This is a genomic window from Altererythrobacter sp. B11, assembly GCF_003569745.1.
GTDB lineage: Bacteria > Pseudomonadota > Alphaproteobacteria > Sphingomonadales > Sphingomonadaceae > Croceibacterium_C.
In genome coordinates, this window is the sequence record NZ_AP018498.1 from 3,053,437 (window position 1) to 3,080,245 (window position 26,809).

29 protein-coding genes are annotated in these 26,809 nt (G+C 66.9%); 19 read left to right on the forward strand and 10 right to left on the reverse strand.

Annotated elements, in window-relative coordinates; genetic code table 11:
• Nucleotides 1–172 precede the first annotated feature (172 nt).
• Nucleotides 173–1,837 (forward strand): formate--tetrahydrofolate ligase, encoded by a 1,665-nt coding sequence (locus AEB_RS14545; protein WP_119083784.1) that lies wholly within the window; start codon nt 173–175, stop codon nt 1,835–1,837.
• A gap of 67 nt (nt 1,838–1,904) precedes the next feature.
• On the opposite strand, the gene AEB_RS14550 is transcribed toward AEB_RS14545, so the two are convergent.
• Nucleotides 1,905–2,282 carry a DUF1622 domain-containing protein gene (locus tag AEB_RS14550; RefSeq protein ID WP_231958754.1) on the reverse strand — a complete coding sequence of 126 codons (378 nt, stop codon included), beginning with the start codon at nt 2,280–2,282 and terminating at the stop codon, nt 1,905–1,907.
• A 108-nt stretch (nt 2,283–2,390) separates the two neighbouring features.
• Here AEB_RS14550 and AEB_RS14555 point away from each other — a divergent pair, with 108 nt between their 5' ends.
• Nucleotides 2,391–2,801, forward strand: a complete 411-nt coding sequence (locus AEB_RS14555; RefSeq protein WP_119083785.1) for a four-helix bundle copper-binding protein — start codon at nt 2,391–2,393, stop codon at nt 2,799–2,801.
• Nucleotides 2,802–2,831: 30 nt separating this feature from the next.
• Here the strand turns inward: AEB_RS14555 and AEB_RS14560 are convergent, their stop codons facing one another.
• Together AEB_RS14560 and recR are read right to left on the reverse strand one after the other, a co-directional pair.
• On the reverse strand, nt 2,832–3,398 hold the full coding sequence (locus AEB_RS14560; protein ID WP_119084663.1) for a peptide deformylase: 567 nt from the start codon (nt 3,396–3,398) through the stop codon (nt 2,832–2,834).
• A gap of 101 nt (nt 3,399–3,499) precedes the next feature.
• A complete protein-coding gene (recR, locus tag AEB_RS14565) occupies nt 3,500–4,096 on the reverse strand; it encodes a recombination mediator RecR (RefSeq protein ID WP_119083786.1) in 597 nt (198 codons plus the stop codon).
• A 46-nt stretch (nt 4,097–4,142) separates the two neighbouring features.
• On the opposite strand from recR, the gene fmt reads away from it, so the two are divergent.
• The 3 genes from fmt to truA all read left to right on the forward strand — a co-directional run bounded on the left by fmt (nt 4,143) and on the right by truA (nt 9,948).
• A complete protein-coding gene (gene fmt / locus AEB_RS14570; RefSeq protein ID WP_119083787.1) occupies nt 4,143–5,051 on the forward strand; it encodes a methionyl-tRNA formyltransferase in 909 nt (302 codons plus the stop codon).
• Between the two features lie 127 nt (nt 5,052–5,178).
• Entirely contained in the window at nt 5,179–9,114 is a 3,936-nt protein-coding gene (locus tag AEB_RS14575) for an autotransporter-associated beta strand repeat-containing protein (protein WP_119083788.1), read from the forward strand.
• Nucleotides 9,115–9,186: 72 nt separating this feature from the next.
• The gene (truA, locus tag AEB_RS14580; RefSeq protein WP_119084664.1) at nt 9,187–9,948 is read left to right on the forward strand and encodes a tRNA pseudouridine(38-40) synthase TruA; all 762 of its coding nucleotides are present in this window, start codon (nt 9,187–9,189) and stop codon (nt 9,946–9,948) included.
• Here truA and AEB_RS14585 read toward each other — a convergent pair.
• The 3 genes from AEB_RS14585 to AEB_RS14595 all read right to left on the reverse strand — a co-directional run bounded on the left by AEB_RS14585 (nt 9,945) and on the right by AEB_RS14595 (nt 13,892).
• Nucleotides 9,945–12,065 carry a transglycosylase domain-containing protein gene (locus tag AEB_RS14585; protein ID WP_119084665.1) on the reverse strand — a complete coding sequence of 707 codons (2,121 nt, stop codon included), beginning with the start codon at nt 12,063–12,065 and terminating at the stop codon, nt 9,945–9,947. The genes truA and AEB_RS14585 overlap by 4 nt on opposite strands.
• Before the next feature lie 56 nt (nt 12,066–12,121).
• Nucleotides 12,122–13,117: a cobaltochelatase subunit CobS gene (gene cobS / locus AEB_RS14590; protein ID WP_172593114.1), complete on the reverse strand. Its 996-nt coding sequence runs from the start codon at nt 13,115–13,117 to the stop codon at nt 12,122–12,124.
• Between the two features lie 61 nt (nt 13,118–13,178).
• Complete coding sequence (locus AEB_RS14595) at nt 13,179–13,892, reverse strand: winged helix-turn-helix transcriptional regulator (protein WP_119083789.1); 714 nt, start codon at nt 13,890–13,892, stop codon at nt 13,179–13,181.
• 84 nt (nt 13,893–13,976) lie between these two features.
• Here AEB_RS14595 and AEB_RS14600 point away from each other — a divergent pair, with 84 nt between their 5' ends.
• The 7 genes from AEB_RS14600 to AEB_RS14630 all read left to right on the forward strand — a co-directional run bounded on the left by AEB_RS14600 (nt 13,977) and on the right by AEB_RS14630 (nt 17,802).
• A complete protein-coding gene (locus AEB_RS14600) occupies nt 13,977–14,408 on the forward strand; it encodes a VOC family protein (protein WP_119084667.1) in 432 nt (143 codons plus the stop codon).
• Nucleotides 14,409–14,430: 22 nt separating this feature from the next.
• Entirely contained in the window at nt 14,431–15,105 is a 675-nt protein-coding gene (locus tag AEB_RS14605; protein WP_119083790.1) for a glutathione S-transferase family protein, read from the forward strand.
• Nucleotides 15,102–15,467, forward strand: a complete 366-nt coding sequence (locus AEB_RS14610; RefSeq protein ID WP_231958756.1) for a DUF1428 domain-containing protein — start codon at nt 15,102–15,104, stop codon at nt 15,465–15,467. Before AEB_RS14605 ends, AEB_RS14610 begins: the two co-directional genes overlap by 4 nt.
• Nucleotides 15,468–15,498: 31 nt before the next feature.
• On the forward strand, nt 15,499–15,978 hold the full coding sequence (locus AEB_RS14615; RefSeq protein WP_119083792.1) for a VOC family protein: 480 nt from the start codon (nt 15,499–15,501) through the stop codon (nt 15,976–15,978).
• Nucleotides 15,975–16,631 carry a glutathione S-transferase family protein gene (locus AEB_RS14620; protein WP_119083793.1) on the forward strand — a complete coding sequence of 219 codons (657 nt, stop codon included), beginning with the start codon at nt 15,975–15,977 and terminating at the stop codon, nt 16,629–16,631. The genes AEB_RS14615 and AEB_RS14620 overlap by 4 nt, the downstream gene beginning before the upstream one ends.
• A gap of 18 nt (nt 16,632–16,649) precedes the next feature.
• Nucleotides 16,650–17,099 carry an SRPBCC domain-containing protein gene (locus AEB_RS14625; RefSeq protein WP_119083794.1) on the forward strand — a complete coding sequence of 150 codons (450 nt, stop codon included), beginning with the start codon at nt 16,650–16,652 and terminating at the stop codon, nt 17,097–17,099.
• Nucleotides 17,100–17,160: 61 nt separating this feature from the next.
• On the forward strand, nt 17,161–17,802 hold the full coding sequence (locus tag AEB_RS14630) for a glutathione S-transferase family protein (RefSeq protein WP_119083795.1): 642 nt from the start codon (nt 17,161–17,163) through the stop codon (nt 17,800–17,802).
• 507 nt (nt 17,803–18,309) lie between these two features.
• Here the strand turns inward: AEB_RS14630 and AEB_RS14635 are convergent.
• On the reverse strand, nt 18,310–18,897 hold the full coding sequence (locus tag AEB_RS14635; protein ID WP_119083796.1) for a J domain-containing protein: 588 nt from the start codon (nt 18,895–18,897) through the stop codon (nt 18,310–18,312).
• Nucleotides 18,898–18,962: 65 nt separating this feature from the next.
• On the opposite strand from AEB_RS14635, the gene AEB_RS14640 reads away from it, so the two are divergent.
• From AEB_RS14640 to AEB_RS14650, 3 genes are read left to right on the forward strand one after another with little or no spacing between them, the layout of a single operon-like run.
• Nucleotides 18,963–19,241, forward strand: coding sequence for a BolA family protein (locus AEB_RS14640; protein WP_119084668.1), 279 nt, complete (start codon nt 18,963–18,965; stop codon nt 19,239–19,241).
• Nucleotides 19,238–19,945, forward strand: a complete 708-nt coding sequence (locus tag AEB_RS14645) for a glutathione S-transferase (RefSeq protein ID WP_119083797.1) — start codon at nt 19,238–19,240, stop codon at nt 19,943–19,945. Before AEB_RS14640 ends, AEB_RS14645 begins: the two co-directional genes overlap by 4 nt.
• Entirely contained in the window at nt 19,942–20,826 is an 885-nt protein-coding gene (locus AEB_RS14650; RefSeq protein ID WP_119083798.1) for a pirin family protein, read from the forward strand. Before AEB_RS14645 ends, AEB_RS14650 begins: the two co-directional genes overlap by 4 nt.
• A gap of 61 nt (nt 20,827–20,887) precedes the next feature.
• Here the strand turns inward: AEB_RS14650 and AEB_RS14655 are convergent, their stop codons facing one another.
• Both AEB_RS14655 and AEB_RS14660 read right to left on the reverse strand, forming a co-directional pair.
• Complete coding sequence (locus AEB_RS14655) at nt 20,888–21,196, reverse strand: UrcA family protein (protein WP_231958758.1); 309 nt, start codon at nt 21,194–21,196, stop codon at nt 20,888–20,890.
• 169 nt (nt 21,197–21,365) lie between these two features.
• Nucleotides 21,366–22,430 carry a DUF2332 domain-containing protein gene (locus tag AEB_RS14660; protein WP_119083800.1) on the reverse strand — a complete coding sequence of 355 codons (1,065 nt, stop codon included), beginning with the start codon at nt 22,428–22,430 and terminating at the stop codon, nt 21,366–21,368.
• A gap of 42 nt (nt 22,431–22,472) precedes the next feature.
• Here AEB_RS14660 and hisG point away from each other — a divergent pair, with 42 nt between their 5' ends.
• From hisG to nusB, 3 genes are read left to right on the forward strand one after another with little or no spacing between them, the layout of a single operon-like run.
• Nucleotides 22,473–23,141, forward strand: coding sequence for an ATP phosphoribosyltransferase (hisG, locus tag AEB_RS14665; protein WP_119083801.1), 669 nt, complete (start codon nt 22,473–22,475; stop codon nt 23,139–23,141).
• Nucleotides 23,141–24,430, forward strand: coding sequence for a histidinol dehydrogenase (hisD, locus tag AEB_RS14670; RefSeq protein ID WP_119083802.1), 1,290 nt, complete (start codon nt 23,141–23,143; stop codon nt 24,428–24,430). Before hisG ends, hisD begins: the two co-directional genes overlap by 1 nt.
• A complete protein-coding gene (gene nusB, locus AEB_RS14675) occupies nt 24,427–24,879 on the forward strand; it encodes a transcription antitermination factor NusB (protein WP_231958759.1) in 453 nt (150 codons plus the stop codon). The genes hisD and nusB overlap by 4 nt, the downstream gene beginning before the upstream one ends.
• A gap of 25 nt (nt 24,880–24,904) precedes the next feature.
• Here the strand turns inward: nusB and AEB_RS14680 are convergent, their stop codons facing one another.
• Complete coding sequence (locus AEB_RS14680; protein WP_119083804.1) at nt 24,905–25,732, reverse strand: S1/P1 nuclease; 828 nt, start codon at nt 25,730–25,732, stop codon at nt 24,905–24,907.
• Nucleotides 25,733–25,785: 53 nt separating this feature from the next.
• On the opposite strand from AEB_RS14680, the gene thiL reads away from it, so the two are divergent.
• A complete protein-coding gene (thiL, locus tag AEB_RS14685) occupies nt 25,786–26,661 on the forward strand; it encodes a thiamine-phosphate kinase (RefSeq protein WP_119084669.1) in 876 nt (291 codons plus the stop codon).
• The last annotated feature ends 148 nt before the right edge of the window (nt 26,662–26,809 follow it).

The window sequence follows — 26,809 nt, forward strand, 5'->3', positions numbered from 1 at the left end:
ATCCACCGCCCGCCCGTCATCAGCCCGCAAGAATCGGGCTTGAGCATTCCGCCCGGAAGATTGTATGGACCGCTTACAATTCGTGATTACGAAATTTTCGTGATTGCGAAAAATCTGCGGCACGAGCCGCCGGAATTCGACTTGGCAATTGCCCCCAACGGAGAGGACACCGATGCCCACCGATATCGAGATCGCCCGTCAGGCTACCCTGATCCCCATCACCGAAGTGGCCAAGAAGGCCGGCGTGCCGGACGATGCGCTGATCCCCTATGGCAAGTACAAGGCCAAGGTGGACACGGCGGCGCTGCCCAAGGATTCGAACGGCAAGCTGATCCTCGTCACCGCGATCAACCCGACTCCGGCCGGCGAAGGCAAGACCACGACCTCGGTCGGCCTCAGCGACGCGCTGCACCTGATCGGCAAGAAGACCATGCTGTGCCTGCGTGAGCCGAGCCTGGGCCCGTGCTTCGGCGTCAAGGGCGGCGGCGCCGGCGGCGGCAAGAGCCAGGTCATGCCGATGGACGAGATCAACCTGCACTTCACGGGTGACTTCCACGCCATCACCAGCGCGCACAATCTGCTGAGCGCGATGATCGACAACTCGATCTACTGGGGCAACCCGAACGACATCGACCTGCGCCGCGTGACCTGGCGCCGCGTGCTGGACATGAACGATCGCGCGCTGCGCCAGATCGTCGGCCCGCTCGGCGGCGTGTCGAACGGCTTCCCGCGCGAAACCGGCTTCGACATCACCGTGGCGTCCGAAATCATGGCGATCCTGTGCCTCGCCAGCGATCTCGACGATCTGCAGAAGCGCCTGGGCGACATCATCATCGGCTATCGCCGCGACAAGACCCCGGTGTTCTGCCGCGACATCAAGGCCGACCGCGCGATGACCGTGCTGCTGAAGGACGCGATCCTGCCGAACCTGGTGCAGACGCTGGAAAACAACCCGGCCTTCCTGCACGGCGGCCCCTTCGCCAACATCGCCCATGGCTGCAACTCGGTGATCGCCACCAAGACCGCGCTGCAGATGGCCGACTACGTCGTGACCGAGGCCGGCTTCGGCGCCGACCTGGGTGCCGAGAAGTTCATGGACATCAAGTGCCGCCTCGCCGGCCTCAAGCCCGACGCGATCGTGCTGGTAGCGACGGTCCGCTCGCTCAAGATGAACGGCGGCGTGCCCAAGGCCGACCTCACCAAGGGTGAGAATGTCGAGGCCGTCCGCGCCGGTTCGGTCAACCTCAAGCGCCATATCGAGAACGTGAAGAAGTTCGGCATCACGCCGACCATCGCGATCAATCACTTCTATCTCGATACCGATGCCGAGATCGCCGTGATCAAGGAAATGGCCGAGAGCTATGGCGCCGATGCCGTGATCTGCAAGCACTGGGCCGAAGGCGGCGAAGGTGCGCGAGAACTGGCCGAGATCGTGAGCAAGAAGGCCGATGCCGGCGCCCCCGATTTCAACCAGCTCTATCCGAGCGCGATGCCGCTGGCCGAGAAGATCGAGACCGTCGCCACCGAAATCTATCGCGCGGCCTCGGTCGCCATCCCCACTTCGGTGCGCAAGCAGCTGAAGCAGTGGGAAGAGATGGGCTATGGCGAATATCCGGTGTGCATGGCCAAGACGCAGTACAGCTTCTCGACCGACCCGACCGCGCTCGGCGCGCCCGAAGGTCACGAGATCGCCATCCGCGAAGTGCGCCTCTCGGCCGGTGCCGGCTTCGTGGTCGCCATCGCGGGCGACATCATGACCATGCCGGGCCTGCCCAAGGTTCCTTCGGCCGAGAACATCTATCTCGACGAGAACGGCCAGATCGAAGGCCTGTTCTGAGGCTTCGTCACCGCTGAAACGGGAAAGGGCCGCTCCGCAAGGGGAGGCCCTTTCTGCTTGGACTCACTCAGCCCGCGGGTTTCTGCCAGGGCCAGCGCCCGTCGATCTCCACCTCCAGGCTGAACGACAGGAAGGTGCGGATGATCACGATCAGGCCCAGCACCAGCACGCTCTGCAGCGTGGGCTCCACCGCCACGGTGCGGATGATGTCGGCCGCCACCAGCAGTTCGAGTCCGGTCAGGATCGAGCGGCCCAGCGTCTTGCGGAAGCCGGGAACGAGATCGCCGCGAGCAGCCGATCGGCGCCCGCTGGGAAGGCCCAGCCCGCCCAGCGCGAACTGCACCATGGCGAGCAGCGTTCCCGCGATGATCACGCCGATGCCGGCGAATTCGAACAGCCGGGCGACGCCCGTGGCGAAGGAGAGCATCTGCGCATCGGTGAGCATGAGAGCCAAATCCGCCGGGCGCCCGACCGGTTCCGCAGGTTCACTTCCGCGGCGCGGCCGGAACCGCTCCTGCCCCTCATTCGCTCAATCGGATGAAAGGAGCATGCGATGTCGATCGAGAAGATGATTGCCGAACACCCGCAGGTCGGGGGCGATTACAACCCACAGCTGGGGCAGGCGGTGAAGCACGCCATGTATTGCGCCGCGATCTGCAACAGCTGCGCCGATGCCTGTTCGGCCGAAGAGATGGAGATGCGCCGCTGCATCCGCCTGTGCCTGGATTGCTCGGACGTGTGCACCGCCACCTATCGCGTGGCGAGCCGCCGCACCGATCACAACCGGCAGCTCATCCGCAGCCTGCTGGCGACCTGCATCGCTGCCTGCGAGGTGTGCGAAGCCGAGTGCAGCCAGCATGACAATGCCCACTGCCGCCGCTGCGCGCAGATGTGCCGCGAATGCGCCGAGGATTGCCGCAAGGCGCTGGAAACGCTGAACGACGAGGCGCACGAGGCGGCCTGAACCGCCCCGCCCCTCAACTAAAGACCAGCCTCAGGCCGCCTTGCGCAGCTTTTCCAGCTTCTTCAGCGCCATGCCGCGCTTCAGGCGGCTGAGGTGGTCGATGAACAGAATGCCTTCGAGATGGTCCATCTCGTGCTGGATGCAGGTGGCCATCAGCCCCTCCATCTGCTCTTCATGGACGGTGCCTTGCAGATCCTGCCAGCGCACCCGGCAGCTCAGCGGGCGATCGACGTCGGCATAGATGTCCGGCACCGACAGGCAGCCTTCCTGATAGGTGTTGAACTGCTCGGAAGGATCGAGGATTTCCGGATTCACGAACACGCGCGGTTCCCGCCGGGTCGGCTGATGCGTGTGCTCATGCCCGTCGTGATGGCAGACCTCGGGCTCCGCATCGGGGTCCTCCGGCTGCAGGTCGATCACCAGCACGCGCAGCGGCACGCCGACCTGAATGGCGGCGAGGCCGATGCCATGGGCATGGTACATCGTCTCGAACATGTCCTCGACCAGCGTCTTCAGCTCCGCGTCGAAGGTTTCGACGGGCTTGGACACGGTTTTCAGCCGGGGATCCGGCACTTCAATGATTTCGCGTATGGCCATGCGGCGAAGATAATGCCTCGCGCGACGGCCGGCAAGGTTGGTGCGCATGCTGTTTGCATGGCTCCCTTCCGATCCTCGCTCGCCCTGAGCCGCGCTCCGCGTCAGCCTACGGGCCGCCGCGCGCGCAGCGCCTGCGCCAGTGTGCCCTCGTCGAGATAATCGAGCTCACCCCCCACCGGCAGGCCATGCGCCAGCTGGGTGATCCGCACCGGATAGGTCTCCAGCCGCTCCGCCAGATAATGCGCCGTCGTCTGCCCTTCCAGCGTGGCGTTCATCGCCAGCACCACCTCGTCCACCCCGCCTTCGGCCACGCGATCGAGCAGGCGGCCGATCGACAGGTCTTCCGGCCGCACGCCCTCCAGCGCGGAGAGGCGCCCGCCGAGCACATGATAGCGGCCGGTGAACAGGCGCGCACGGTCGAGCGCCCAGAGATCCGCCACGTCCTCCACCACGCACAGCTGCCGGGCATCGCGGCGCGGATCGGCGCAGATGCCGCAGGGATCGCGCGTATCCACATTTCCGCAGGTGCTGCATTCCACCAGCGTTTCCTGCACCGCCGCCAGGGCCTCCACCAGCTGGCCCAGCGCCGTATCGCGCCGCTTCACCAGCCACAGCACCGCACGCCGTGCGGAGCGCGGGCCGAGGCCCGGCAGCCGGGCCAGCGCGGCGCTGAGCGCCTCGATCTCTTGCGATGCCATGCCCCCGCAGATAGGGCCAGCTGCCGCGGATAGAAAGGGTTGGCACATGCGCATCATCTTCATGGGCACGCCCGAATTCTCGGTGCCGACCCTCCGGGCGCTTCACGAAGCGGGGCATGAGATCGCCGCGGTCTATTCCCAGCCGCCGCGCCCGGCCGGGCGAGGGAAGCGCGAACGCCCCTCCCCCGTGCACCAGGCGGCGCTGGAGCTGGGGCTGGAGGTGCGCACGCCGCAGCGCCTGCGCGATCTGCAGGTGGAGGCCGATTTCCTCGCTCTCGATGCCGATGTGGCGGTGGTGGTCGCCTATGGCCTGATCCTGCCCCCGCCGCTGCTGGAAGGCCCGCGCCACGGCTGCCTCAACGTCCACGCCTCGCTGCTGCCGCGCTGGCGCGGGGCGGCGCCGATCCAGCGGGCGATCCTGGCGGGCGATACCATGACGGGCGTTTGCATCATGCGCATGGAAGCCGGGCTCGACACGGGCCCGGTGCTGGCAACGGCGCGCGTGCCGGTGGAGGACAAGACCAGCGGCGAATTGCATCAGGAACTGGCGGAGATCGGCGGGCGGCTGATGGTGGAGACGCTGGCGCAGCTGCCCGGCCTGCGGGCCGAGCCGCAGGACGAATTCGGCGCCACCCATGCGGCCAAGATCGACAAGGCCGAAGCGCGGATCGACTGGACCAGGCCCGCCGAACTGATCGAGCGCGAGGTGCGCGCCTTCGCCCCCTTCCCCGGCTCGTGGTTCGAGCTGGAGGGCGAACGCGTGAAGCTGCTGCGCGCCCATGTGATCGGCGTGAATGGCGCGCCCGGCACCGTGCTGGACGATGAGCTGACGATCGCCTGCGGCAATGCCGCGATTCGCCCCGTCACGCTGCAGCGGGCGGGCAAACCGGCGATGAGCGCAAAAGATTTTTTGCGCGGCAAGCCTGTGGAAAAAGGGCAAATTCTTCGCTGGTAAGGCGTAAATCGCGGTGTGGTGAACGGCCGGGCTCGCCGGGATGCTGTAGTGTCTCAACACCCCGCGTTAGGATTTCGTGCACCATCGAAGTCTAGCTGCTGAGGGGACAATTCTCTCAGGAGTCCCCATGAAAAGTGCCCGCTTCACGGCCATCTCGGCCGCCCTTCTGCTCGCCTCCGTTTCTGCGCCGGCCCTGGCCGCGAACAATGCTCTGGTTATCGGAAGCTATGGCACGGACGGCCTGACCGACCGGTTGCAGGTCGCCGGCTATGATGTGACCACCGCTAATGACCTTAATGCCATCACTGACCTGAGCACGTTCACGCAGGTCTGGGATCTGCGTTACAGCACCGCCCTATCCACTTCAGAATCCACCATGATGATGGACTATCTCGGCAACGGCGGCGGTCTGTTCCTCATTGGCGAAGACCCCTACTACAACACGCGTAATGACAGCATCGTGTCGTTCATCAACGGCGCAGGGGGCGGTGGTCTCACCTATAGCGGTAACGCGACCCAGACGATCTACGTCACAGACACCTTCAACGGCGATGGAACTGTTGTCAGCAGCACGTCAGAAGGAATCCCAGTCGTTGTCGCTGCGACCTTCGGCAACGCAGGCAATGGCACCTATTTCTTGACCACCCAGCCCAACGGCGGCGGTGAAGGCGTTGGCGTCGCTTTCGGCAAGGGCAGTCTGGCGAACGCGCTTGATGGGCGGATCGTCTCTTATCTGGATGTCGACACCTTCCCGTTGTATTCGCTGCAGCAGTACACCGCGCTGCGAAACCTTACGGATCGCATGATCTCGTTCGTGGCAGGCGGCTTCCAGGTCGATCCCAGCCTTCCGCCGGTAAACGGCGGCCCGACGGTGATCGACGGCAGCCAGCCTTCGTTCGATCTTACCTCCCCGGCGGCAAGCGGCCAGACAGTGACCTTCGACGGGGGCACGCTTGCCATGACCGACGGCGCCGCCGGCACCACCCTGGCAGCGGACGTCGTGCTGAACGACGGTGGCGGGTTCATCGATACGCTCGGCGCTGACACGAGCATCACCGGCAACATTAGTGGCACCGGCGGGCTCAATGCCAATGGCGGCGGAATCCTGCTGCTGTCGGGCACCAACACCCATACGGGTGGCGTCATGGTAATGGGTGGCACGAAGCTGGCCATCACCACTGCCGCGGCGCTGGGCACCGGGGGCGTCGTGCTCAACTTCGGCACGCTCCATGCCATCGACAACATGCGGATCGACAACAACGTCATGCTGATGGGGAGCAACAACGGCTTCGACGTTCGCACCAGCAATGTCGAAATCGCGGGCGTGATCGAAGGGAACGGCGGCTTCATCAAGGGCGGCGCGGGCACGCTAGTCCTGTCCGGTGCGAACACATATCTGGGTAACACGGTAATCGCTGACGGCCGAATTGTCGGCAACACCGGCTCTATCAAGGGCAATGTGGTGAACCTCGCCACGCTGGAGTTCAATCAGGCCCTCAATGGTGTCTTCTCGGGCAACATCTCGGGGACCGGCACGCTGGTAAAGAGCGGCGGCAGCGCCCTCATCCTCACCGGAGAAAACACCTATACCGGCGGCACTCTGATCGCCGGCGGAACGCTGGTGGGCAGCACAAAATCTCTCACGGGCAACATCGTCAACAATTCCGTGCTTCAGTTCGACCAGTCGGATGATGGAACCTTTGCCGGCGACATTTCCGGAAATGGCCTGCTGGTGAAGAATGGTGACGGCACCCTGACGCTAACGGGCAACAACAGCTACACCAACGGCACTGTAATCAATGGTGGGACGCTGGCCGCAAGCACGCAGTCGCTTGGCGGAGACGTGGCGAACTTCGCCACCCTGCAATTCAACCAAGCCACGGACGGCACTTTCACCGGGGAGATCTCGGGCACGGGCATGCTCGTCAAGACGGGCGCAGGAACGCTCACACTGACCGGCGGCAACAGCTATCAGGGTGGCACGAAGATCGTCGAAGGCACGCTGGCGGGGGACACCAATTCCCTGTCCCGCGACATCGTCAACGACGCCACGCTGCAGTTCGACCAGACCTCCGACGGCACCTTCGCCGGCGTCGTGTCGGGCACGGGCATGTTGGTGAAGACCGGCAGCGGGGCGCTCACGCTCACCGGCGCCAACAGCTACACCGGCGGCACGACGATTTCCGAAGGCACGCTGGTGGGCAACACCGCCTCGCTTAGCGGCAACGTCGTGAACAACGCGACGCTGCAGCTCGATCAGGCCACCGACGGCAATTTTGCAGGCAATGTCAGCGGTACCGGCGCGCTGGTGAAGACCGGGAACGGCACGCTGACGCTCACGGGCGCCAACAGCTATACGGGCGGCACCACGATCGCCGGCGGCATGCTGGTGGCGAACGCCGGCTCGCTTAGCGGCACGATCGCCAACGACGCCACACTGCAGTTCGACCAGGCGACCAATGGCACCTTTGCCGGTGACGTCTCCGGTACGGGCGGCATGGTGAAGACCGGCGCGGGCAAGCTCGAGCTGACCGGCACCGGCAGCTACACTGGCCCCACGCTGGTGCAGGCGGGTGCGCTGGCGGTGAACGGCACGCTGGCTTCGACCGTGGACGTACAGGCGGATGCCCGCTTGATGGGCCGCGGCACTATTGGCGGCCTGATCGTGCGCACGGAAGCCACGCTGGCCCCGGGCAATTCGATCGACACGCTGCATGTCGCCACCACGGCGCTGTTCGAAGCCGATTCCATCTATGAGGTGGAAGTCAACGCGGCGGGCGATGCCGATCGGCTGATCGCCGATGGTGCGGTGACGATCGAGGGCGGCCAGGTGGCCGTGCTGGCGGAGAATGGCGACTATGCGCCGCTTTCCACCTACACGATCATCACGGGCGCCTCGGTGAACGGCACGTTCGAAGGCGTGACCTCCAATCTCGCCTTCCTCAGCCCTTCGCTCAGCTACACCGGCACCGACGTAACGCTGCAGCTGCTGCGCAACGACCTTGCCTTCAGCGCGGCCGCCGCCACGGCAAACCAGCGCGGAACAGCACTGGCAATCGACACCGCCTTCGCGGCGGACACCCCGCTTTATGACGCGCTGGTGGGCGAAAGCGCAGCAGGTGCGCGGGCAGCGTTCGACAGCCTCTCGGGCGAAGTCCACACCGCGGCCATCCGCTCGGTGATGGAAGACAGCGAGCGGTTCCGCCGCTCGATCCTCGGCCGTTTCTCGGCGGATGATGCGGCGGCCGGCGGCGTGTGGGTCCAGGGCGCCGTGGCGCGTGACGAGGTCCGCACGGACTTCAACGCGGCGAAGTTCGACCGTTCGACCACCTCGCTCTTCGGCGGCGTGGAATTCGGCGCGGGCCCGGCGAAGTTCGGCATCGCCGGCGGCTACACCGATGGTGACGCAAAGGTGGCGGGGCGTGCCTCCACCGCGGCCGTGCAGGGTACGCAGGTGGGTGCCTATGCCGGCACCGACGCCGGTCCGCTGGCCCTGACGCTGGGCGCGACCTACGGCGGCTTCGACGTGGACACCACGCGCGACATCGGCGTGGGCGCGATCGATCAGACCGCCCGGGCGAGCTATTCGATGGAAACCTTCGAAGCCTTCGGCGAAGCGGGTGTGCGCCTGCAAGACGGCCGCAACCTGTTCGTGCCCTTCGTGGGCCTGAACAAGCTGTGGATCGACCGTGACGGCGTGACCGAAACCGGCGCCAGCCTGGGCGTGCGGGCGGCATCGCAGGACGATAGCTGGCTGTGGTCGACCGTGGGCGCCAAGGCTTTCGTCCCGCTGGGCGCGTCGGATAGCGTGGCGCTGAACCTGGCGGCTCGCTGGCAGCACGCGCTGGATGGCCGGGCGGTGGACACCGACCTCGCCCTCCTCGCAGGTGGTCCGGCCTTCACCGTGGCCGGTGCGCCGCTGGCGAAGGACACCGGCATGGTGGACGTCGGCCTCAGCTGGCGCATGGCCAAGGGGCTGACCTTCGGTCTCGAATATAACGGCGCCGCCAGCAACGCCCACGAAAGCCACACCGGCAAGGCCACGCTGGCCTTCCGCTTCTAAGTCCCTCTAACCCCCCGGGGCGCGCGCCGCTTTCTCTTGATCGCGGCGCGCGCTTCGCGGATGGCGCGGGCCATGACCCGCTTTGCCCTCACCCTCGAATTCGACGGCGGCCCCTTCATGGGCCTGCAGCGGCAGGATCACGGCCCCAGCGTGCAGCAGGCCGTGGAGGATGCAGCCTTCGCCGTCACCGGCGAACAGGTGACGCTCCATTCCGCCGGCCGTACCGACAGCGGCGTGCATGCGCTGGGAATGCGCAGCCATCTCGACATCGAAAAGCCGATCGAGCCCTTCCGGCTCATGGAAGCGCTCAACGCGCTGATGCGGCCGGCTCCGGTGGCCGTGATCGCCTGCGAGATCGTGCCGGACGACTGGCATGCGCGCTTTTCCTGCGTCGGCCGCCGCTATCTCTATCGCATTCGCAACCGGCGCGCCCCGCTGACGCTGACGCGGGGCCGCGAATGGCTGGTTCCCGGCCCGCTCGATGCCGAAGCCATGCACCGCGCCGCGCAGGCGCTGGTCGGGCGGCACGATTTCACCACCTTCCGATCGGCCCATTGCCAGGCGAAGGATCCAGTGAAGACGCTGGACCGGCTCGATGTGCGGCGCGACGACGAATGCGTGCTGATCGAGGCGGCGGCGCGCAGCTTCCTGCATCATCAGGTGCGCTCCATGGTCGGCACGCTGGCGCTGGTCGGCCTCGGCCGCTGGCAGGTGGAGCAGGTTGCCGAAGCGCTGGCGGCACGGGAACGGCAGAAACTGGGCCTAAACGCACCGCCGGACGGGCTCTATTTCGTGGAAGCGATCTATTTGGCGCCCGGCGAGAGCGCGGGCTAGTTTCCGGGCGGAGCGGGCGCCGGCGTAGGCGGTGCGCCGCTCGCACCCGCACCCGGCGTGAGGCTGAGGCCCTGCTGGTCCAGCCGTAGGTCGAGTGGCACGCCGTCGACGCTGGTGGAGATCGTCGCACCGCCCTGTTCGATGCGCAGGCGCGTGCTGTCATCCCCCAGCGGAATGTCGCCAAGGTTCGGCACGTCGAGCGGCTGCACGGGGCCGCTGGGGTCAGGGGTAGGCTCGCTGCGCGGGCGCGCGGGCAGCACCTGCTCACCCAGCGCCTGACGCATGAAGTCGCGCCAGATCCGCGCCGGCAGCCCGCCGCCATGCACGCCGTCCAGCGGCGAATTGTCGTCATTCCCGACCCACACGCCGACCACCAGATCGCCCGCATAGCCCACGAACAGCGCATCGCGGTTGTCCTGGCTGGTCCCGGTCTTGCCGAAGTTGGGCACGGCCAGCATCGCCGCGCGGCCGGTGCCCTGGTTGACCGCGGCGCGCAGCAGCCGCTCCATCGCCTTGTGCTGCGAGGAGGAGAGGCTGTGGTGGGAATTCCATACCCAGTCGAGCCAGCCGGGCTTGTCCGCCTTGAAGGCGCGCGGCACCACCGGAAACTCGTTGCCGGCAACCCCGGCATAGGCGGCGGTGAGTTCCATCAGCGTCATGGTCGAGGTGCCGAGGGCCAGGCTGGGATCGCCCTCCGCCAGCGGAGAGCGGACGCCGAGCGCGCGAGCGGTGCGGATCACCGCATCCGATCCCACTTCCCCCATCAGCCGCACCGCGGCGACGTTGCTGGAGCGTGCGAAGGCCTGCTCCAACGTCAGGCTGTCGGAATAATGCCCACCCGAATTGCGCGGGCGATAGCCGCCTTCCTCGAAGGGCGAATTGTCGATCCTGTCATCGGGCGACCAGCCGTCCTCCAGCGCCGTAAGATAGACGAACAGCTTGAAGGTGGAGCCCGGCTGGCGGCGCGCCTGTGTGGCGCGGTTGAAGGGCGATTTGGCGTAGTCCTTGCCGCCGATCATGGCCACGACTTCGCCATTGGGCCGCATCGCAACCAGCGCCACCTGCGCCTTGCCCAGCGGCGCGCGTTCCACAGCGCGGCGGGCTGCCGCCTGCAGGCGGGCGTCGAGCGTGGTGGTGATCGTCTCCCGCGAATAGCCGACATCGCTGAGCTTGCGCGCGGCGGGAAGCGCCCAGTCCGCGAAATAGGTGCCGGTGGGCAGATCGCTGCCGTCGCGCACATCGAGCCGAGGCGTCGGCATCGCATGGGCCTGCGCCTGCGTGAGGTATCCCGCATCCACCATGGCCTGCAGCACCGTGCGCATCCGTTCGCGCGCGAGGCCGGGATTGCGCGTGGGCGCATAGCGCGACGGCGCCTGCAGCAGCCCCGCCAGCATGGCAGCCTGTTCGGGCTTCAGCTTTTCCGGCTGCCGATAGAAATAATGCAGCGAAGCGGCCCGCAGGCCATAGGTGTTGTCGCCGAAATAGGCGTTGGAGAGGTAGCGTTCGAGGATCTCGTCCTTGCTCAGCCATGCTTCCAGCCAGAAGGCGATCAGCGCCTCCCGCGCCTTGCGGCCCAGGCTCTGTTCGGGCGTCAGGAAGGTGAACTTCGCCAGCTGCTGGGTGATCGTGCTGCCGCCCTGCGTGCGCCCGGTGGTGAGGTTGCTCCAAGCCGCACGCGCAATGCCCCGCGGGTCCACGCCCCAATGGCTGTAGAACCGGCGATCCTCGACCGCGAGGAAGGGCTGGTACACATGCGGCGGCAGGTCGGCCAGATGCACCGGCCGGTCCACCACCGCGCCATTGCGGGCGATGGGCGTGCCGTCCGCGGCCAGCAGGGTGAAGACGAACAGCATGGCCGCGAGGCCGCGTGCCGCCCAGCGCCAGCGGCTGGTCTTGCGGGCCGGCGGCGGCGGCGGTGCACCACCGGGATAGGGCCAGTCATGCACCCGCAACCGCTCCGGATCGCCCGGCACGGAATCGTAGAGCGGCGAGAGCGGCCGCTCATCCTCTTCAGGATCATCGAAGATCGGCCGCCGGGGCGCCGGGGCGCGGCGCCATGGCCAGCCGACCAGCCGGGCCAACAGCCCGCGCTTCTCACGCGATTGACGGGACTGCATATCCATCGCGGCGCTGTATTAGCGCAACAACACAGCCTTGGCGAGTGCCTTGCGCGTCAGGCCTTGGCCACGACGCTTTCGGGCAGATCCTCGCCAAACACGCGCTGGTAGTATTCCGCCACCAGCAGGCGCTCCGACTCGTCGCACTTGTTGAGGAAGCTCAAGCGGAAGGCGAAGCCCACATTGCCGAAGATCTCGGTGTTCTGGGCCCAGGTGATCACCGTGCGCGGGCTCATCACCGTGGAGATATCGCCATTGATGAAGCCCTGCCGCGTCAGCTCCGCCACGCGGATCATGTCCGCCACGGTCTTTTCGCCGAGCTTCGTCTTGGCGCCGACGATCGCCCGCTCCGTCTCTTCCGGCAGATAGTTGAGGCCGACGACGATGTTCCACCGGTCCATCTGCCCCTGATTAATCGCCTGCGTGCCGTGATACAGCCCGCTGGTATCGCCTAGCCCCACGGTGTTCGCCGTAGCGAACAGGCGGAAATAGGGGTTAGGCCGGATCACGCGGTTCTGGTCCAGCAGGGTCAGCTTGCCTTCGGTTTCCAGCACGCGCTGGATCACGAACATCACGTCGGGCCGGCCGGCGTCATATTCGTCGAACACCAGCGCCACCGGATGCTGCAGTGCCCAGGGCAGCAGGCCTTCGCGGAATTCCGTGACCTGCAGCCCGTCACGCAGCACGATGGCATCGCGCCCGACCAGATCGATGCGGCTGATATGCGCGTCGAGGTTGATGCGCACGCAGGGCCAGTTCAGCCGCGCGGCCACCTGTTCGATATGGGTGGACTTGCCCGTGCCGTGATAGCCCTGCACCATCACCCGCCGGTTGAAGGCGAAGCCGGCCAGGATGGCCAACGTGGTGTCCGCATCGAACACATAGTTCTCGTCGCGATCGGGCACCCGCTCGTCCGCCTTGGAAAAGCCGGGGACCTTCATGTCGATGTCGATGCCGAAGGCTTCGCGGACATCCACCTCGATATCGGGAGCGGAAAGCACGGTGCCGGAATCGCCCTGTGCGCTGGTCTGTTTGCTGGTCATTTCGTTCATCTCGAGTGGTGCCTATACGCGCTGCACGGGCCCTGCAACAAGCAAAGCCAGCCACGCGCGTTCAGGCTGCGGGAGGCGGCGCCACCTTGGGCGGCAGGGAGAAGATGCGCGCGAAGCGGGCGGCCAGATCACGATCGCCCTCCACCCGCAGATCGCTGCTCGCCTCCACCTCCACAATCGGCTGATGGCCGTAGATCACCCGCAGGATCGGCAGCGGCGCGGCGGCGCGGAACACCGCCTGCCCTTCCGCCGCCGGGGCGCGCCGCACGGGCAGTTCGCCGCCCGCCAGTTCGGCCAGGAATTCCTCCCCGGCCACCGCAAAGCCGATCCGTGCCTCCAGTGCGGCAGCCGGGCCGGGCAGCAGCATCGTGCGCATGGACAGCATGAGCGACACGGGCGACAGCGGCAGCTGCGGATTATGCTCCGGCGACCGCGCCGCCCAGCGCCCCAGTTCCTGGATCGCCGGCTCGGCCAGATAGCCCCATTCGGTGAGTTCGTAGACCTGCGTCGCCGCGGGAGGCGGCAGCTTGCGGCGCAGCAGCACGCCCTGTTCCTCCATCCGGGCCAGCCGCTCGGTCAGCACCTTGGCCGAAATGCCCGGCAGGCTGGCGCGCAGGTCGGAAAAGCGCCGCCCGCCCAGCATCAGCTCGCGCACGATGAGGAGCGACCACCGCTCCCCGATCAATTCCAGGGCGAAGGCCGTGCCGCAGGCATCGCCATACCATTTGCCGTGACTGACCGCTTCGCGACCTGTGGTTTCTTTTTGTAACTTCATGGTTGCCTTTGGTAACTGAACGGGGCAGGAATCGCAAGTCGCGAGTCGCCCCTGCCCCCGGGCTGCTCCGAAGGGGAGGACATGATGGAACGAGCGATTTTCGTGAACCTGCCGGTCACCGACCTGCCGCGTTCGGTAAAGTTTTACGAAGCACTCGGCTTCACCAACGATCCGCGCTTCACCAACGATCAGGCCGCCGCAATGGAGTGGTCCGGCACGATCAAGGTGATGCTGCTGACCCATGATTTCTGGCGCACCTTCACCAGCAAGGCGATCGTCGATGCCCACGCCGCGGCGCAGGTCGCCCTGTGCGTGAGCCGCGCCAGTCGGGACGAGGTGGATGCGATGGTTTCCACCGCGGCGCAGGCCGGCGGCAAGGCCGATCCCTCCCCCGCCCAGGATATGGAGCTGATGTACTGCCGCAGCCTGGAAGATCCCGACGGCCACGTTTGGGAGCCGATGTGGATGGACCCGGCATTCGCCGATGCCGCACCGGCCGATCACCAGCCGGCCTGACCAGAAGAGGAGCGAGAGGAATATGAGCGAGACCAAGGAACGCCCCGTCGTCACCGCCTTCGGCTGGGTACCCGATTTTGCGCGCGGGCTCGTCCGCGATCTCAGAGTGCGCTGGGCGTTCGAGGAAATCGGCCGGCCCTACGACTCGCAGCTGCTCAACGCGATGGAGCCGCGACCGGAGGGCTACCTGCAATGGCAGCCGTTCGACCAGGTGCCGGCCTTTGCTGACGGCCCGGTGAAGTTCTTCGAAAGCGGCGCCATCCTGCTCTATCTCGGCGAGCAGGACGAACGGCTGCTGCCCGCATCCGGCCAGTCGCGCTGGTCCGCGATCTCCTGGCTCTTCGCCGCGCTCAACAGCGTGGAGCCCTCCATCGGGGCAATGGTCAGCTTCGACCTGTTCCATGCCGACAAGCCCTGGGCCGAAGGCGCCCGTTCCGCCACCGCATCGCTGGTGGAGCGCCGGCTCAAGCGGTTGAGCGATGCGCTGGGCGACACCGAGTGGCTCGCGGGCGACTTCTCCATCGCCGATATCGCGATGGTCACCGTGCTGGAGAACCTGCGTCATACGGACATGGTCGCCGGCTTCCCCAACCTTGCCGCCTACTCCGAACGGGGCCGGCAGCGCCCCGCCTATCGCCGCGCGCTCGATGCGCAGCTCGCCGATTTCTCCGATCAACCACCCCATGCGGGAGAATGACCATGTATGTGACCGGATTTGTCCTCGCCGTGCCCGAGGGGAACAGGCAGGTTTACAAGGATGTGGCCGAAGGCTTCTGGGACATCGCCCGCGAATATGGCGCGCTGTCGCAGGTGGAATGCTGGGAAGTGGATGTGCCGGACGGCAAGACCACGGACTTCCGCCGCGCCGTGAAAGCGGAAGACGGCGAGCGCATCGTATTCGCCTGGATGACCTGGCCCGACAAGCAAACCGCCGAGGCCGGCCATGAGAAGATGATGACCGATCCGCGCATGGAGGGGATGGCCAAGGACGTACCGTTCGACGGTACGCGCATGATCTATGGCGGGTTCGAACCGCTGGTGATGAAGAGCGCCGACTGATCCCGCGCCGGGCAAGCGGAAGGAACACACGATGAGCGACAAGGTCAGGCTGTGCCTGTGGTTCGACAAGGCAGCGCGGGAGGCGGCGGAATTCTATGCCGCCACCTTCCCCGAAAGCCGCGTCGGCGAAACGCAGCTCGCCCCGGCGGACAATCCTTCCACCCGCGCCGGGGAGCCCCTGACGGTGGAGTTCACCCTGCTCGGCATCCCCTGCCTCGGCCTCAATGGGGGGCCGGCCTTCCGGCCGAACGAAAGCGTTTCCTTCCAGCTGGCGACAGAGACGCAGGAAGAGACCGACAGATACTGGCACGCGATCGTCGATGGCGGCGGACAGGAGAGCATGTGCGGCTGGTGCAAGGACAGATGGGGCTTTTCCTGGCAGATCACGCCCCGCGCCCTCACCGAGGCGATGAGTAGTCCCGACGCCGGGGTGCGGCAGCGGGCCTTCGAAGCTATGATGGGCATGAAGAAGATCGACATCGCTGCGATAGAAGCCGCGGTGGCCGGATGAGTACCCTCGCACTCTACGGTCATCCGTTCTCGTCCTATACCTGGAAGGCGCTGATCGCGCTGTATGCCAACGGCACCGTCTTCGAATTTCGCGAGGTGGGGCCGGCGCATGCCGACTACGCGCAATTCGTCATGGCCGCCCATCCCTCCGGCAAGTTCCCGGTACTGAGGGATGGCGCGGCCACGGTGGTCGAGGCCACTGCGATCATCGAGCATCTGGCGCTGCATCATCCCGGCCCCGCGCCGCTGATCCCGGCCGACTCCGCCGCCGCAGTAACGGCTCGGATGCTCGACCGGGTGTTCGACAATTACGTGATGGCGAATATGCAGCGGGTGGTGGCGGCCTTTATCGCCGATCGCGAGTGCCCCGATCCGCGCGAGGTGGACGGCGGCAAACAGGGGCTCGCCCGTGCTTATGACTGGCTGGAGGCCTGGCTCGGGGCCAACACCCTCGCCCCGCATGTCTCGCTGGTGACCTGCGCGGCGGCGCCCTCGCTGTTCTATGCCGATTGGGTGGCACCGATCGGGGCCGGGCGGCCGCGCCTGTCGCAACTGCGCGCCGAACTGCTCGCCCTCCCCGCCGTCAGCCGCTGCGTCGAGGATGCCCGCCCCTTCCGTCCCTATTTCCCGCCCGGCGCGCCCGACCGGGATTGACCCTCGAAAGGATTGCCCATGGCTGAAACGAACGAGCTTTCCGTCACCTGCCATATCGCCGCCCCGCCCGAGCGAGTGTGGGACGTGCTGGTCAACCGGCAGGAGGAATGGTGGTGCCCCGCCCCCTGGCGCGTGGAGATCGTGGCGCAGGATCGCCGCCCCGGCGGACGCTGCGCGATGACCATGCTTGGCCCCGATGGTGAAGTGATGCCGCAGGAAGGCATCTATCTGGCGTGGGAGGACGGCCGCCGCTTCGTCACCACCGACGCGGTGACCGGCGAACTGGAACCCTCCGGCCCCTTCATGATCGGCTTCTGGGAAATCGAGCCCGAGGGCAGCGGCACCCGCTACACCGCCCGCGCCCGCCACTGGACGGCGGAGGCCCGCAAGCAGCACGAGGGCATGGGCTTCGAAGCGGGCTGGGGCGCCGTGGCGCAACAGTTGAAGGCGCTGTGCGAAGGCGGTTGAACGGCCTTCTTTGTTCACGTAACGTTCCGCCTGGCCGCGAGTCGTGCCGGGGAGATATGCGATGGCTGAGTTCACCTTCTTCACCAATCCCATGTCGCGCGGGCAGATTGCCCGCTGGGCCCTGCATGAGGTCGGCGCCGATTATGAGCAGGTGCTCGTGCCGTGGGACAACCGCCCGGCCGCGCTGCTGGCGATCAATCCGCTGGGCAAGGTGCCCACGCTGATCCACCACGCGGCCAGCGGCGACCGGGTTATTTCCGAAGGCGCGGCGATCTGCGCCTATCTGGGCGACGTACTGCCCGGCGCAGGGCTGGCGCCGCTGCCGGAAGAGAAGGCCGATTTCTACCGCTGGCTGTTCTTCGCCGCCGGGCCGATCGAGCAGGGCGTCACGGCCCGGCACCTCGGCTTCGAACCCAGCGACGCGCGGCAGCGGATGACGGTGGGCTTCGGCGATCTGGATGTGGCGCTGAGCATGCTGGAGGCGCATCTGGCCGGCCGGGACTGGGTGTGCGGCGCGCGCTTCAACATGGCGGACGTCTATGTCGGCAGCCAGGTGGACTGGGGCCTGCAGTTCGGGACTTTTCCCGATACGCCAACCTTCACCGCCTATGCCGAAAGATGCCGCGCCCGCGAGGGCTATCGGTCAGCCAAGGCGGTGGATAATGCCCTGATCGCCGAAGCCGAAGGCGCACAGAAGGACTGAGCGGGCACTGCTCCGGCCCGGTTCTTCCTGAGCCTGCGGAGGATTTGCGCGGCGGTGGCCCCGCTCTACCCCGCTCGTCCTGAGCTTGTCGAAGGACCCGCGCGACGGTGGCCCCGCGCTGGATTCCCGCCTCCGCGGGAATGACGAAGCTAGAGGTGGGGTGGTCAAGGTTGGATGGCGCTCACGACGTTTCCTACATCAGCCCGGCGAGCTACCCCCGAAGCCGCTCTTTCCATCGTGCATCATCCGCGAAGCACCTCCCGGAGGCGCTTTATCGCGCGCTGTTGGAAAGCCCGGTTTTCCGCGAATAAACCCTGTTCCACGGCGTTCCAAGCGTGGCTTACGTGCGACGAACCGAGTAGGCGTCCCCACCGCAGGCGAGCCACTCCACCCCAACCCGCTCGTCCTGAGCCTGTCGAAGGACGCGCGCCACGTAGCCGCGCTGGATTCCCGCCTTCACGGGAATAACGAAGGTGGGAAGCAACACGTGCAACGCCCGCATCGCGCTCAGGCGAAGGCATGCGCCTTGCGCAGCAGCTGATAGGCTTCGACCACCCGTTGCAGCTTGCTTTCGTGGCTTCGGTCGCCGCCGTTCCTGTCCGGGTGAAAGCGACGAACGAGCTGCGAATAGCGCTGGCGCAGGGCAGAGCGATCCGCCTGCGGCCCCAGTCCCATCACGTTCAGCGCCTCCCGCTCGCGAGGCGTAAAGCGGGCAAAACCGGCGTTGTTCCCCTGCGCTCTCGCCCTGATGTCCGCAGCGCGTGCGCCGATCGCATCCAGCGGATCGTTGAAATCGGCCCAGCGCGGCATGCCATCCACCCCCGCGTCGGGGCGGAAGGCGCGGGTCTGGTTTGCCCAGCCGGACAGGGGCGATTGCGCGGCAAGGATTTCCTCCGCCGACATCCCTTCGAACCAGTCATAACCCGAATTGAATTCGCGCACATGCTGGAGGCAGAACCAGCGGTAATCCCCGGGTCCGTCAAAGCTGGCGCCGCGATTGCCGGGGGCGCGAAACTCCCCTTCTTCCCTGCATCCGGGCGCCTCGCACTCGCGGCCCGCCCCCTCATATCGTCCGTGGAACTTCTCTCTGCGCATTCGCTTAAGGATGGTGATAGAGCGGGCGAATGGGAACCCCTGAAACGCATTCCGAAGGACAGATGATGGCTGGAAAGCTGCAGCACGAAATCGAAACCCTGCTGGAGCGTGCCTTCGCCCCGCAACAGCTGCGCGTGGTGAATGAAAGCGCCAATCACCACGGCCATGCCGGGGACGATGGGAGCGGCGAATCCCACTTCGCGGTGATGATCGAAAGCGCCGCCTTCGCGGGGAAGAACCGGCTGGAACGGCAGCGCATGGTCAACCGCGCATTGGGCGATATTCCGGGCGAGCGGGTCCACGCCCTCGCCATCCGCGCGACGGCGCCCGGCGAAGCGGCGTGAGCCTGGATCTTTGGTACTGGCCGGGCATCCCCGGCCGCGGCGAATTCATCCGCCTGCCGCTGGAAGCCGCCGGTGTGCCCTATCGCGATGCCGCGCAGGAAGATGGCGTGGAGGCGCTGCTGGCGGACATGGAGGCGCGCGGACCGGGCGCGGTGTTCGCCCCGCCCTATGTGGCTGAGGGCGATTTCACCATCGCGCAGACGGCCCATATCCTCGCCTGGCTGGCCGACCGCCACGGCTTCGGCGCGGACGATCTCACCACCGATCTGCGGCTGATCCAGCTGCAGCTGACGGTGATGGACATCGTGGACGAGGCGCATGCGGTGCATCACCCGATCTCGGGCAGCCTCTATTATCACGAGCAGAAGGCGGAAGCGGCACGTCGGGCAGTGGATTTCCGCAACAGCCGCATTCCCAAGTTCCTCGATCATTTCGAAGCGGCGGTGGCGCAGGGCGACGGCCCCTTCCTGCTGGGCGAGCGGTGGAGCTATATCGACACCTCGCTGTTCCAGCTGATCGAAGGGCTGCGCTACGCCTTCCCCCGCCGCATGGCCGCGCTGGCTGGCGATTACCCCTGCCTCGGCCGGCTGCATGAAGCGGTGGCAGCGCTGGATGGGCTGGCCGACTATCTTTCCTCTTCCCGCCGCCCCACCTTCAGCGAAGACGGCATCTTCCGCCACTATCCGGAGCTCGACCCCGCATGAGCATCTTGAAGACCGTAACCCCCGTGACCCACGATCTCGGCTCCTTCGAGGTGCGCCGGGCGGTCCCCAGCCTCAATTGCCGGATGGTGGGACCTTTCGTCTTCATCGACCAGTTCGGCCCCGCCCGGCTGGAACCGGGCCAGGGCATGGACGTACGGCCGCACCCGCATATCGGCCTCGCCACCGTCACCTGGCTGTTCGACGGCGCGATCGAGCATCGCGACAGCGTGGGCAGTTTCTCCACCATCAGCCCGGGCACGGTGAACCTGATGACCGCAGGCAGCGGGATCGTCCATTCCGAACGCAGCCCGGTGAGCGAGCGCACGGGCGGCCCCGCCCTCTATGGCATGCAGACCTGGCTCGCCCTGCCCGACGGCAAGGAAGAGATCGATCCCGCCTTCGAATCCGTCAGCAAGCTGCCGCTTGTGGAGGATGGCGGCGCGCGGGCGCGGATCATCATGGGGACGCTGTGGGGGCAGACGGCGCCGACCACCACCTATGCCGAAACGATCAATGCCGAGATCGCCCTGTCCGCGGGGGGCTCGATCCCGATCGACGCCGAGGCAGACGAGCGGGCGCTGATGCTGGTGGGCGGCGATGCCAGCCTGGATGGCCAGCAGATGGTGCTGCACGAGTTGGTGGTGCTGAAACCGGGTGAGCCGATGATGCTCGATTCCGAACGCGGCGGGCTGGTGTTCCTGATGGGCGGCGAAGCCTTCCCCCGGCGGCGGCACGTCTACTGGAATTTCGTCAGCTCCAGCAAGGAGCGGATCGAGCAGGCGAAGGAGGATTGGGTGAACCGCCGCTTCGCCCCCGTCCCCGGCGACGACGAGGAATTCATCCCCCTGCCCGAGCGGCCCAAGACCGTCTCCTACCCCTGAACGCGAAACCGGCCGCCCTCCCCGCGGAGGCCGGCCGATTTCGCAGCCAGTGGTGTGCCGCTCAGCTTTCGAACCGAACGGTGCCCTGCTGAACGCCCTGGCTCTGCAGCTGTTCGATGGCAGAGGTGCGCGCAGTTTCGCGGCATTCCTGCCAGTTCACCATCCCCTTGAGGTCGCGGATGAACGGGCGCTCGCACACCCGGTCCACACCGGCATCGACCCGCAGGGCCAGGGTATGGGCGCCGGCAGGCGAGGAAAGATCGAGATCGCCGTAGGACACGGTGTAGGCGCCGTCCTCCGCCTGGGCGGGCGCGATGGCGAGGATGGAAAGCGAAGCGGCGGCAAGCGCCATGATCGGAGTGGTCTTCATGTGATCGCCCTTTGCGAATTGCGTGAACGCCTGCTTGGCGTGATCGTTGGATAGGGCGGCTTCGTCGCAGGAGTATGCCGGGGCTGCACCAAATTGTCTCATTGTGTATGCTGCGCCGCACAATCACCTGAGTGCTGCGCGACGTCCGTTACATCTCGCGAAGGCTTGCCTAGGCGCCGCGCCACTCCACCCAGGCGCCATGCGGATGCGCTTCGGCCGGGATCACCGCCTCTTCCCCGCCCGGCCAGTAGCGGATCGAGAGTTCGTGGCGGAAGGTGGCGCGGTTGGTTTCCAGCCTGATCCACGCCAGCGGTCGCTCCGCCGTAGCGCGGGCGCCGGCCTGCTCCATGGCACTGGTGATCGCTTCCCGCGTGTGGGCGGGCAGATATTGCCACATTACCGAATGGAACAGCACGCGGGTGACGCCCTCCTCCTGCGGCGCGGCGAGCATATCCTCCACGAAGGCGCCGGCATCGGCGCGCACAAGATCAGGCGCGGCCGTTTCTGCCATGGCGATCGCCGTATCCAGCCGCGCCATCCGTTCGGCCGCGTCGGCCCAGACATAGGCCTTGAGGCGCAGCGCCTGCGCCGGATCGGTCAAATCCACCGGGGCGATGTCGCAGCCCTTGATCGCGACGATCTCCACACTTGCGGAGGGCGGCGGAGCCCCACGCCATTCAGGCGTGATCCGCATGCGCGACAGGCTGGGCCCCGCCGTCACGCCGCCCAGATCATAGAAATAGCGGCCCATCATGGTGTTGATGCCGGCGCTGGCGCCGATCTCGTTCAGCTCGAAGCGCGGCCCCAGCTGCTGCGACAGCCACAGCAGCCCCGCCATGATGCTGGCAGACCGGCCCGCCTCGTTCGTCTGCGGCGGATGATCGAGCCAGGGCATGAGCCGCGCGTCATATTGCCGCGCCAGATCGGCGACGATCGCGTCCACCGCCGCCTGATCGGTGGTCAGCCCGGCATAGACCGGTTCCAGCCGGCGGTCCTCTCCGGACAGGAACAAATGGTGCAGCCCGCCCGCCACGCGCAGCGGCATCGCATCCTCCAGGCTCAGGCCCTGCCAGTTGTTCATCCGCCGGGCGAGGCCGGTATCGGTATCGAGGATCGCGCCCTCCGCGCGGATCACCCGCGCTGTGCGAGGCGCGAAGGCGCGCTCGGCGTGATCCGCCTGCCACGCGATCGCCTCGCGCACATCGGTGATCTCCATGATCCGCCCGTCAGCCATCGCCGTTGCCCTTTCCCCTGCCCGCGCCTACATGCCCGCGCCATGAGCGGAACGTCCACATCGCAGCTGACATTCGCCGTGCCGAAAGGCCGCATCCTCGACGAGGCGCTGCCCGTGATGGCGCGCGCGGGCGTCGTGCCGGAAAGCGGCTTTCACGACAAGGCCAACCGCGCGCTCAGCTTCGCCACCGATCGGGGCGATATGCGGATCATCCGGGTGCGCGCCTTCGACGTTGCTACCTTCGTGGCCTTCGGCGCCGCGCAGGCGGGCATCGTCGGCTCCGACGTGATCGAGGAGTTCGACTATTCGGAGCTCTATGCCCCGGTCGATCTCGATATCGGGCATTGCCGCCTTTCTGTGGCCGTGCCGCAGGATGAAAGCGGCTATGCCCCCGGCCATGCCAGCCACCTGCGCATCGCGACCAAATATCCCAATATCACCAGCCGCTGGTTCGAGCGACAGGGCATCCAGGCCGAATGCGTCAAGCTGAACGGCGCGATGGAGCTGGCCCCCTCGCTCGGGCTTTCGCGCCGGATCGTGGATCTCGTCTCCACCGGCCGCACGCTGAAGGAAAACGGGCTGGTGGAAGCTGACGTGATCATGCCCGTCTCCGCACGCCTGATCGTCAACCGCGCCGCGCTGAAGACGGATGCGCGCGTAGCCGATCTGGTCGAGCGGTTCCGTGCCCTTGCCAGTGCGGAGGCGGCGTGATGCTGCGGCTGTCAACGGCGGATGAGGATTTCGAGCGGAAGTTCGCGCGGCTAGTGGACGACCGGCGCGAAAGCGAGGCGGATATCGCCCGCACCGTAGCCGATATTCTTTCCGAGGTGCGCCAGCGCGGCGATGCGGCGCTGACCGAATATACACAAAGGTTCGACCGGCATACGCTGGGCACGGAAGAGGAATGGCGCGTGGCGCCGGAGGCCTGCCGCGCCGCCTTCGACGCGCTGGAGCCGGACCTGCGCACCGCTCTGGAGCTCGCGGCGGAGCGCATCCGCGCCTATCACGAGGCGCAACTGCCCGCCGATCGCGACTATGTGGACAATGCCGGCGTGCGGCTCGGTGCCCGCTGGCGGGCCGTGGATGCGGCGGGGCTCTATGTCCCGGGTGGCCGCGCGGCCTATCCCTCGTCCCTGCTGATGAACGCCATCCCGGCCAAGGTTGCCGGGGTCGAGCGCCTTGTCGTCACCACGCCCACGCCGCGCGGGGAGGTGAACCCGCTGGTTCTCGCCGCGGCCCATCTGGCCGGCGTGGACGAGGTGTGGCGGATCGGCGGCGCGCAGGCGGTGGCCGCCCTCGCCTATGGCACCGATCGGATCGGCCGGGTGGATGTGATCACTGGCCCCGGCAATGACTATGTCGCCGAAGCCAAGCGCCAGCTGTTCGGCGTGGTCGGCATCGACATGGTCGCCGGGCCGAGCGAGATCCTGGTGATCGCCGACAACAAGAACGATCCGGACTGGATCGCCGCCGACCTGCTGAGCCAGGCGGAGCACGACCCGTCCTCCCAATCCATTCTCATCACTGACGATGCCCTGTTCGCCGCCGAAGTGGCCGATTGCGTGGACCTGCAGTGTTCCATGCTGGCCACGGAAAAGGTCGCCCGGCAGAGCTGGGACGACAATGGCGTGCTGCTGATCGTGCGCGACCTTGCGGAGGCCCCCGCCCTCGCCAACCGGCTCGCCGCCGAGCATGTGGAACTGGCGGTGGAAGAGCCCGAAGCGCTGTTCGACCAGCTGCGCCACGCCGGCAGCGTGTTCCTCGGCCGCCACACGCCGGAAGCCGTGGGCGATTATGTCGCGGGCCCCAATCATGTCCTGCCCACTGGCCGCCGCGCGCGCTTTGCCAGCGGGCTTTCCGTGCTGGACTTCATGAAACGCACCAGCTTCATCTCCATGGGCGAAGGCTCGCTGGCGAAACTCGGCCCGGCCGCGATCGCTCTGGCGAAGGTCGAAGGCCTGCCTGCCCATGCCAAATCCGTGGAATTGCGCCTGAAATGAATATGTCCGCCCGATCCCGTTCGCGTTCCGCCGCCCGCCTTGCCGCGGTGCAGGCGCTGTATCAGAAGCAGATGGAAGGCACGCCGCTGGCCCGCCTGCTCGACGAATTCCACCAGCACCGGCTCGGCCGCGAGATCGAGGATGTGCAATTCGCCGAAGCGGACGTGCCCTTCTTCGACGACATCGTGCGCGGCTTCGATGCGCGAGCCGAGGAAATCGACGCCCTGCTGAGCGAGAAACTGGCCCAGGGCTGGAGCCTCCAGCGGCTGGACAAGACCATGCTGCAAATCCTCCGCGCCGGCGCCTATGAGCTGATCGCCCGCCCCGATGTGCCGGTGGGCACGGCCATCAGCGAATATGTCGACGTAGCCCACGCCTTCTTCGAAGAGCGCGAGGCCAAGTTCGTGAACGGCGTGCTGGACGCGGTGGCAAAGGCCGCGCGCGCATAGGCATCGGCGGGGCCCTCCACGCCCGTCACAGCCCGGCGAACACCCAGTCGAGATAGGCGGCGATGCGGATGCCGGCCTGCTGCAGCCGCTCCTCCTCCGGCGGGGTCCAGTCGTAACTATATTGCCATGAGAGGACGAAGGGGTCCTCCTGCGTGCCCTGCCCGCGCACCTGCCCCGGCTGAGGATAGATTCGATCGCGCAGCGCGACGCTTTCGGCGATCCAGGTCGCGGGATCGGTGTTCCACCAGGCGATGACCTGCTGCGGCGTCATGCGCCGTTCCAGCCGCGCGGCATATTCGCTGTAGCTCAGCTGCTGTCGCTCGATCAGCCCTTCGTCCCACACCCAGTGGAGGTTCTGCGGCGCATCGAACCACAGCACCTTCACGTCGTTCCCCCCGCGGTCGCTGCCGGCGCCGGCGTGAAGCGGCTGGTGCAGATCGCCCACGATATGCACCACGAAGCGCAGCGCCCGCGCCTTCTCCTCCTGCCCGGCCGCCGGATCGCGCAGCACGGCGGTGTAGGTCCGCAGCGCGGTGATCCCGTCCCCCTCTGGCGGGTGGGGGAAATCGGCGGGATCGGCGCCCGCCGGCACGGTGACATAGTGCCAGGGGGAGGCTTCCTTCTGCCAGAAGGGCGCCGGGTTCGATCGCTGCTCGTCCGGCCAGGTGGCGCCTTCCGCCAGATCCTCCGTCCCCAGAATCGCCCGGACATGCGCCATGGTGCGGCCGCTGACATTGTCCTCGGCAATCTGCGCCGTGATGCGGTGGCCGATCGGCCCCCAGGCGGCGGCGGGGGCGGCCCAGGCGCAGCCGGCGGCAGCGAGCAGGGCAGCGGCGGAGATGCGTTTCGTCACGGTCTGCGATCCTTCTATTGGCTTTCGCCCTGGCCTATCGCAATGACAGGACGATGGAAGGAGAATCCGGCTTTATCGCGGCAATGCGCGCGCTGGCGCACCACCCCGCCGCGCGCGGTCTGGCGGACGATGCGGCGGTGCTGGAGCTGGGCGCCGAAGCGCTGGTGTTGACCCATGACATGATGGTGGAAGGCGTGCACTTCCTGCCGGATCAGGACATGGCTGATGTCGCCTGGAAGCTGGTGGCCAGCAATGTCTCCGACCTCGCGGCAAAGGGGGCCGAACCGATCGGCGGGCTGCTGGGCCATATGCTGGGCGCGGATGACGAAGGCTTCGCCAGCGGCTTGGCCGATGCGCTGGAACATTACGGCATGCCGCTGCTGGGCGGCGACACGGTGGGCGGCGGCAGCCCGCGCGCCTTCGGCCTCACCGCCATCGGCCGCGCGATGCACCGCCCCGTGCCATCGCGCAGCGGCGCGCGGCCGGGGGACGGGCTGTTCGTCACCGGCGCACTGGGCGCGGCGATGATCGGCTTCGAAACGCTGCGCGACGGCGGGGCTGGAGACAGCACGGCCTATCGCCGCCCGCTCGCCCGGCTGGCCGAAGGGCAGGCCCTCGCGCCGCTGGCCACGGCCATGATGGATATTTCGGACGGGCTGCTGCTCGATGCCTGGCGCATGGCCGGGGCCAGCGGCGTGGCGCTGGCGATCGAGGGCGGCTCCGTCCCGCTGGCCGCGCCAGAAGAGCGGCGGCTGGATGCGCTGCGCTGGGGCGATGATTACGAACTGCTGTTCACCCTGCCGGAAGGCGTGGAGCCACCCGTGGCGGCCACCCGCATCGGCCGCGCGGAGCCACTGGGTTTCGCCCCCCTGTTCCTCGACGGAGAGGCGATCGTGAATGCCGAAGGGCTTGGCTGGCAGCATCGCTAGCGGGCGATTCGCGGGGCCGCTGGAACACGCTGGAACAGGGTTCATGCCAAAAGTGTAACCCACCCGGATTCCGCCCCTGAATCGTGCAATATCATGGGGATGGAAGTAGAGCGCGGCCTGCATGCGGGAAAGGCTGCAAACCTTTCCT

Coding starts and splice junctions, on each gene's coding strand:
- AEB_RS14545 (WP_119083784.1), top strand. CDS start 173: ATGCCCACCGATATCGAGATCGCCCGTCAGGCTACCCTGATCCCCATC.
- AEB_RS14550 (WP_231958754.1), bottom strand. CDS start 2,282: ATGCTCACCGATGCGCAGATGCTCTCCTTCGCCACGGGCGTCGCCCGG.
- AEB_RS14555 (WP_119083785.1), top strand. CDS start 2,391: ATGTCGATCGAGAAGATGATTGCCGAACACCCGCAGGTCGGGGGCGAT.
- AEB_RS14560 (WP_119084663.1), bottom strand. CDS start 3,398: ATGGCCATACGCGAAATCATTGAAGTGCCGGATCCCCGGCTGAAAACC.
- recR (WP_119083786.1), bottom strand. CDS start 4,096: ATGGCATCGCAAGAGATCGAGGCGCTCAGCGCCGCGCTGGCCCGGCTG.
- fmt (WP_119083787.1), top strand. CDS start 4,143: ATGCGCATCATCTTCATGGGCACGCCCGAATTCTCGGTGCCGACCCTC.
- AEB_RS14575 (WP_119083788.1), top strand. CDS start 5,179: ATGAAAAGTGCCCGCTTCACGGCCATCTCGGCCGCCCTTCTGCTCGCC.
- truA (WP_119084664.1), top strand. CDS start 9,187: ATGACCCGCTTTGCCCTCACCCTCGAATTCGACGGCGGCCCCTTCATG.
- AEB_RS14585 (WP_119084665.1), bottom strand. CDS start 12,065: ATGCAGTCCCGTCAATCGCGTGAGAAGCGCGGGCTGTTGGCCCGGCTG.
- cobS (WP_172593114.1), bottom strand. CDS start 13,117: ATGAACGAAATGACCAGCAAACAGACCAGCGCACAGGGCGATTCCGGC.
- AEB_RS14595 (WP_119083789.1), bottom strand. CDS start 13,892: ATGAAGTTACAAAAAGAAACCACAGGTCGCGAAGCGGTCAGTCACGGC.
- AEB_RS14600 (WP_119084667.1), top strand. CDS start 13,977: ATGGAACGAGCGATTTTCGTGAACCTGCCGGTCACCGACCTGCCGCGT.
- AEB_RS14605 (WP_119083790.1), top strand. CDS start 14,431: ATGAGCGAGACCAAGGAACGCCCCGTCGTCACCGCCTTCGGCTGGGTA.
- AEB_RS14610 (WP_231958756.1), top strand. CDS start 15,102: ATGACCATGTATGTGACCGGATTTGTCCTCGCCGTGCCCGAGGGGAAC.
- AEB_RS14615 (WP_119083792.1), top strand. CDS start 15,499: ATGAGCGACAAGGTCAGGCTGTGCCTGTGGTTCGACAAGGCAGCGCGG.
- AEB_RS14620 (WP_119083793.1), top strand. CDS start 15,975: ATGAGTACCCTCGCACTCTACGGTCATCCGTTCTCGTCCTATACCTGG.
- AEB_RS14625 (WP_119083794.1), top strand. CDS start 16,650: ATGGCTGAAACGAACGAGCTTTCCGTCACCTGCCATATCGCCGCCCCG.
- AEB_RS14630 (WP_119083795.1), top strand. CDS start 17,161: ATGGCTGAGTTCACCTTCTTCACCAATCCCATGTCGCGCGGGCAGATT.
- AEB_RS14635 (WP_119083796.1), bottom strand. CDS start 18,897: ATGCGCAGAGAGAAGTTCCACGGACGATATGAGGGGGCGGGCCGCGAG.
- AEB_RS14640 (WP_119084668.1), top strand. CDS start 18,963: ATGGCTGGAAAGCTGCAGCACGAAATCGAAACCCTGCTGGAGCGTGCC.
- AEB_RS14650 (WP_119083798.1), top strand. CDS start 19,942: ATGAGCATCTTGAAGACCGTAACCCCCGTGACCCACGATCTCGGCTCC.
- AEB_RS14655 (WP_231958758.1), bottom strand. CDS start 21,196: ATGAAGACCACTCCGATCATGGCGCTTGCCGCCGCTTCGCTTTCCATC.
- AEB_RS14660 (WP_119083800.1), bottom strand. CDS start 22,430: ATGGCTGACGGGCGGATCATGGAGATCACCGATGTGCGCGAGGCGATC.
- hisG (WP_119083801.1), top strand. CDS start 22,473: ATGAGCGGAACGTCCACATCGCAGCTGACATTCGCCGTGCCGAAAGGC.
- hisD (WP_119083802.1), top strand. CDS start 23,141: ATGCTGCGGCTGTCAACGGCGGATGAGGATTTCGAGCGGAAGTTCGCG.
- nusB (WP_231958759.1), top strand. CDS start 24,427: ATGAATATGTCCGCCCGATCCCGTTCGCGTTCCGCCGCCCGCCTTGCC.
- thiL (WP_119084669.1), top strand. CDS start 25,786: ATGGAAGGAGAATCCGGCTTTATCGCGGCAATGCGCGCGCTGGCGCAC.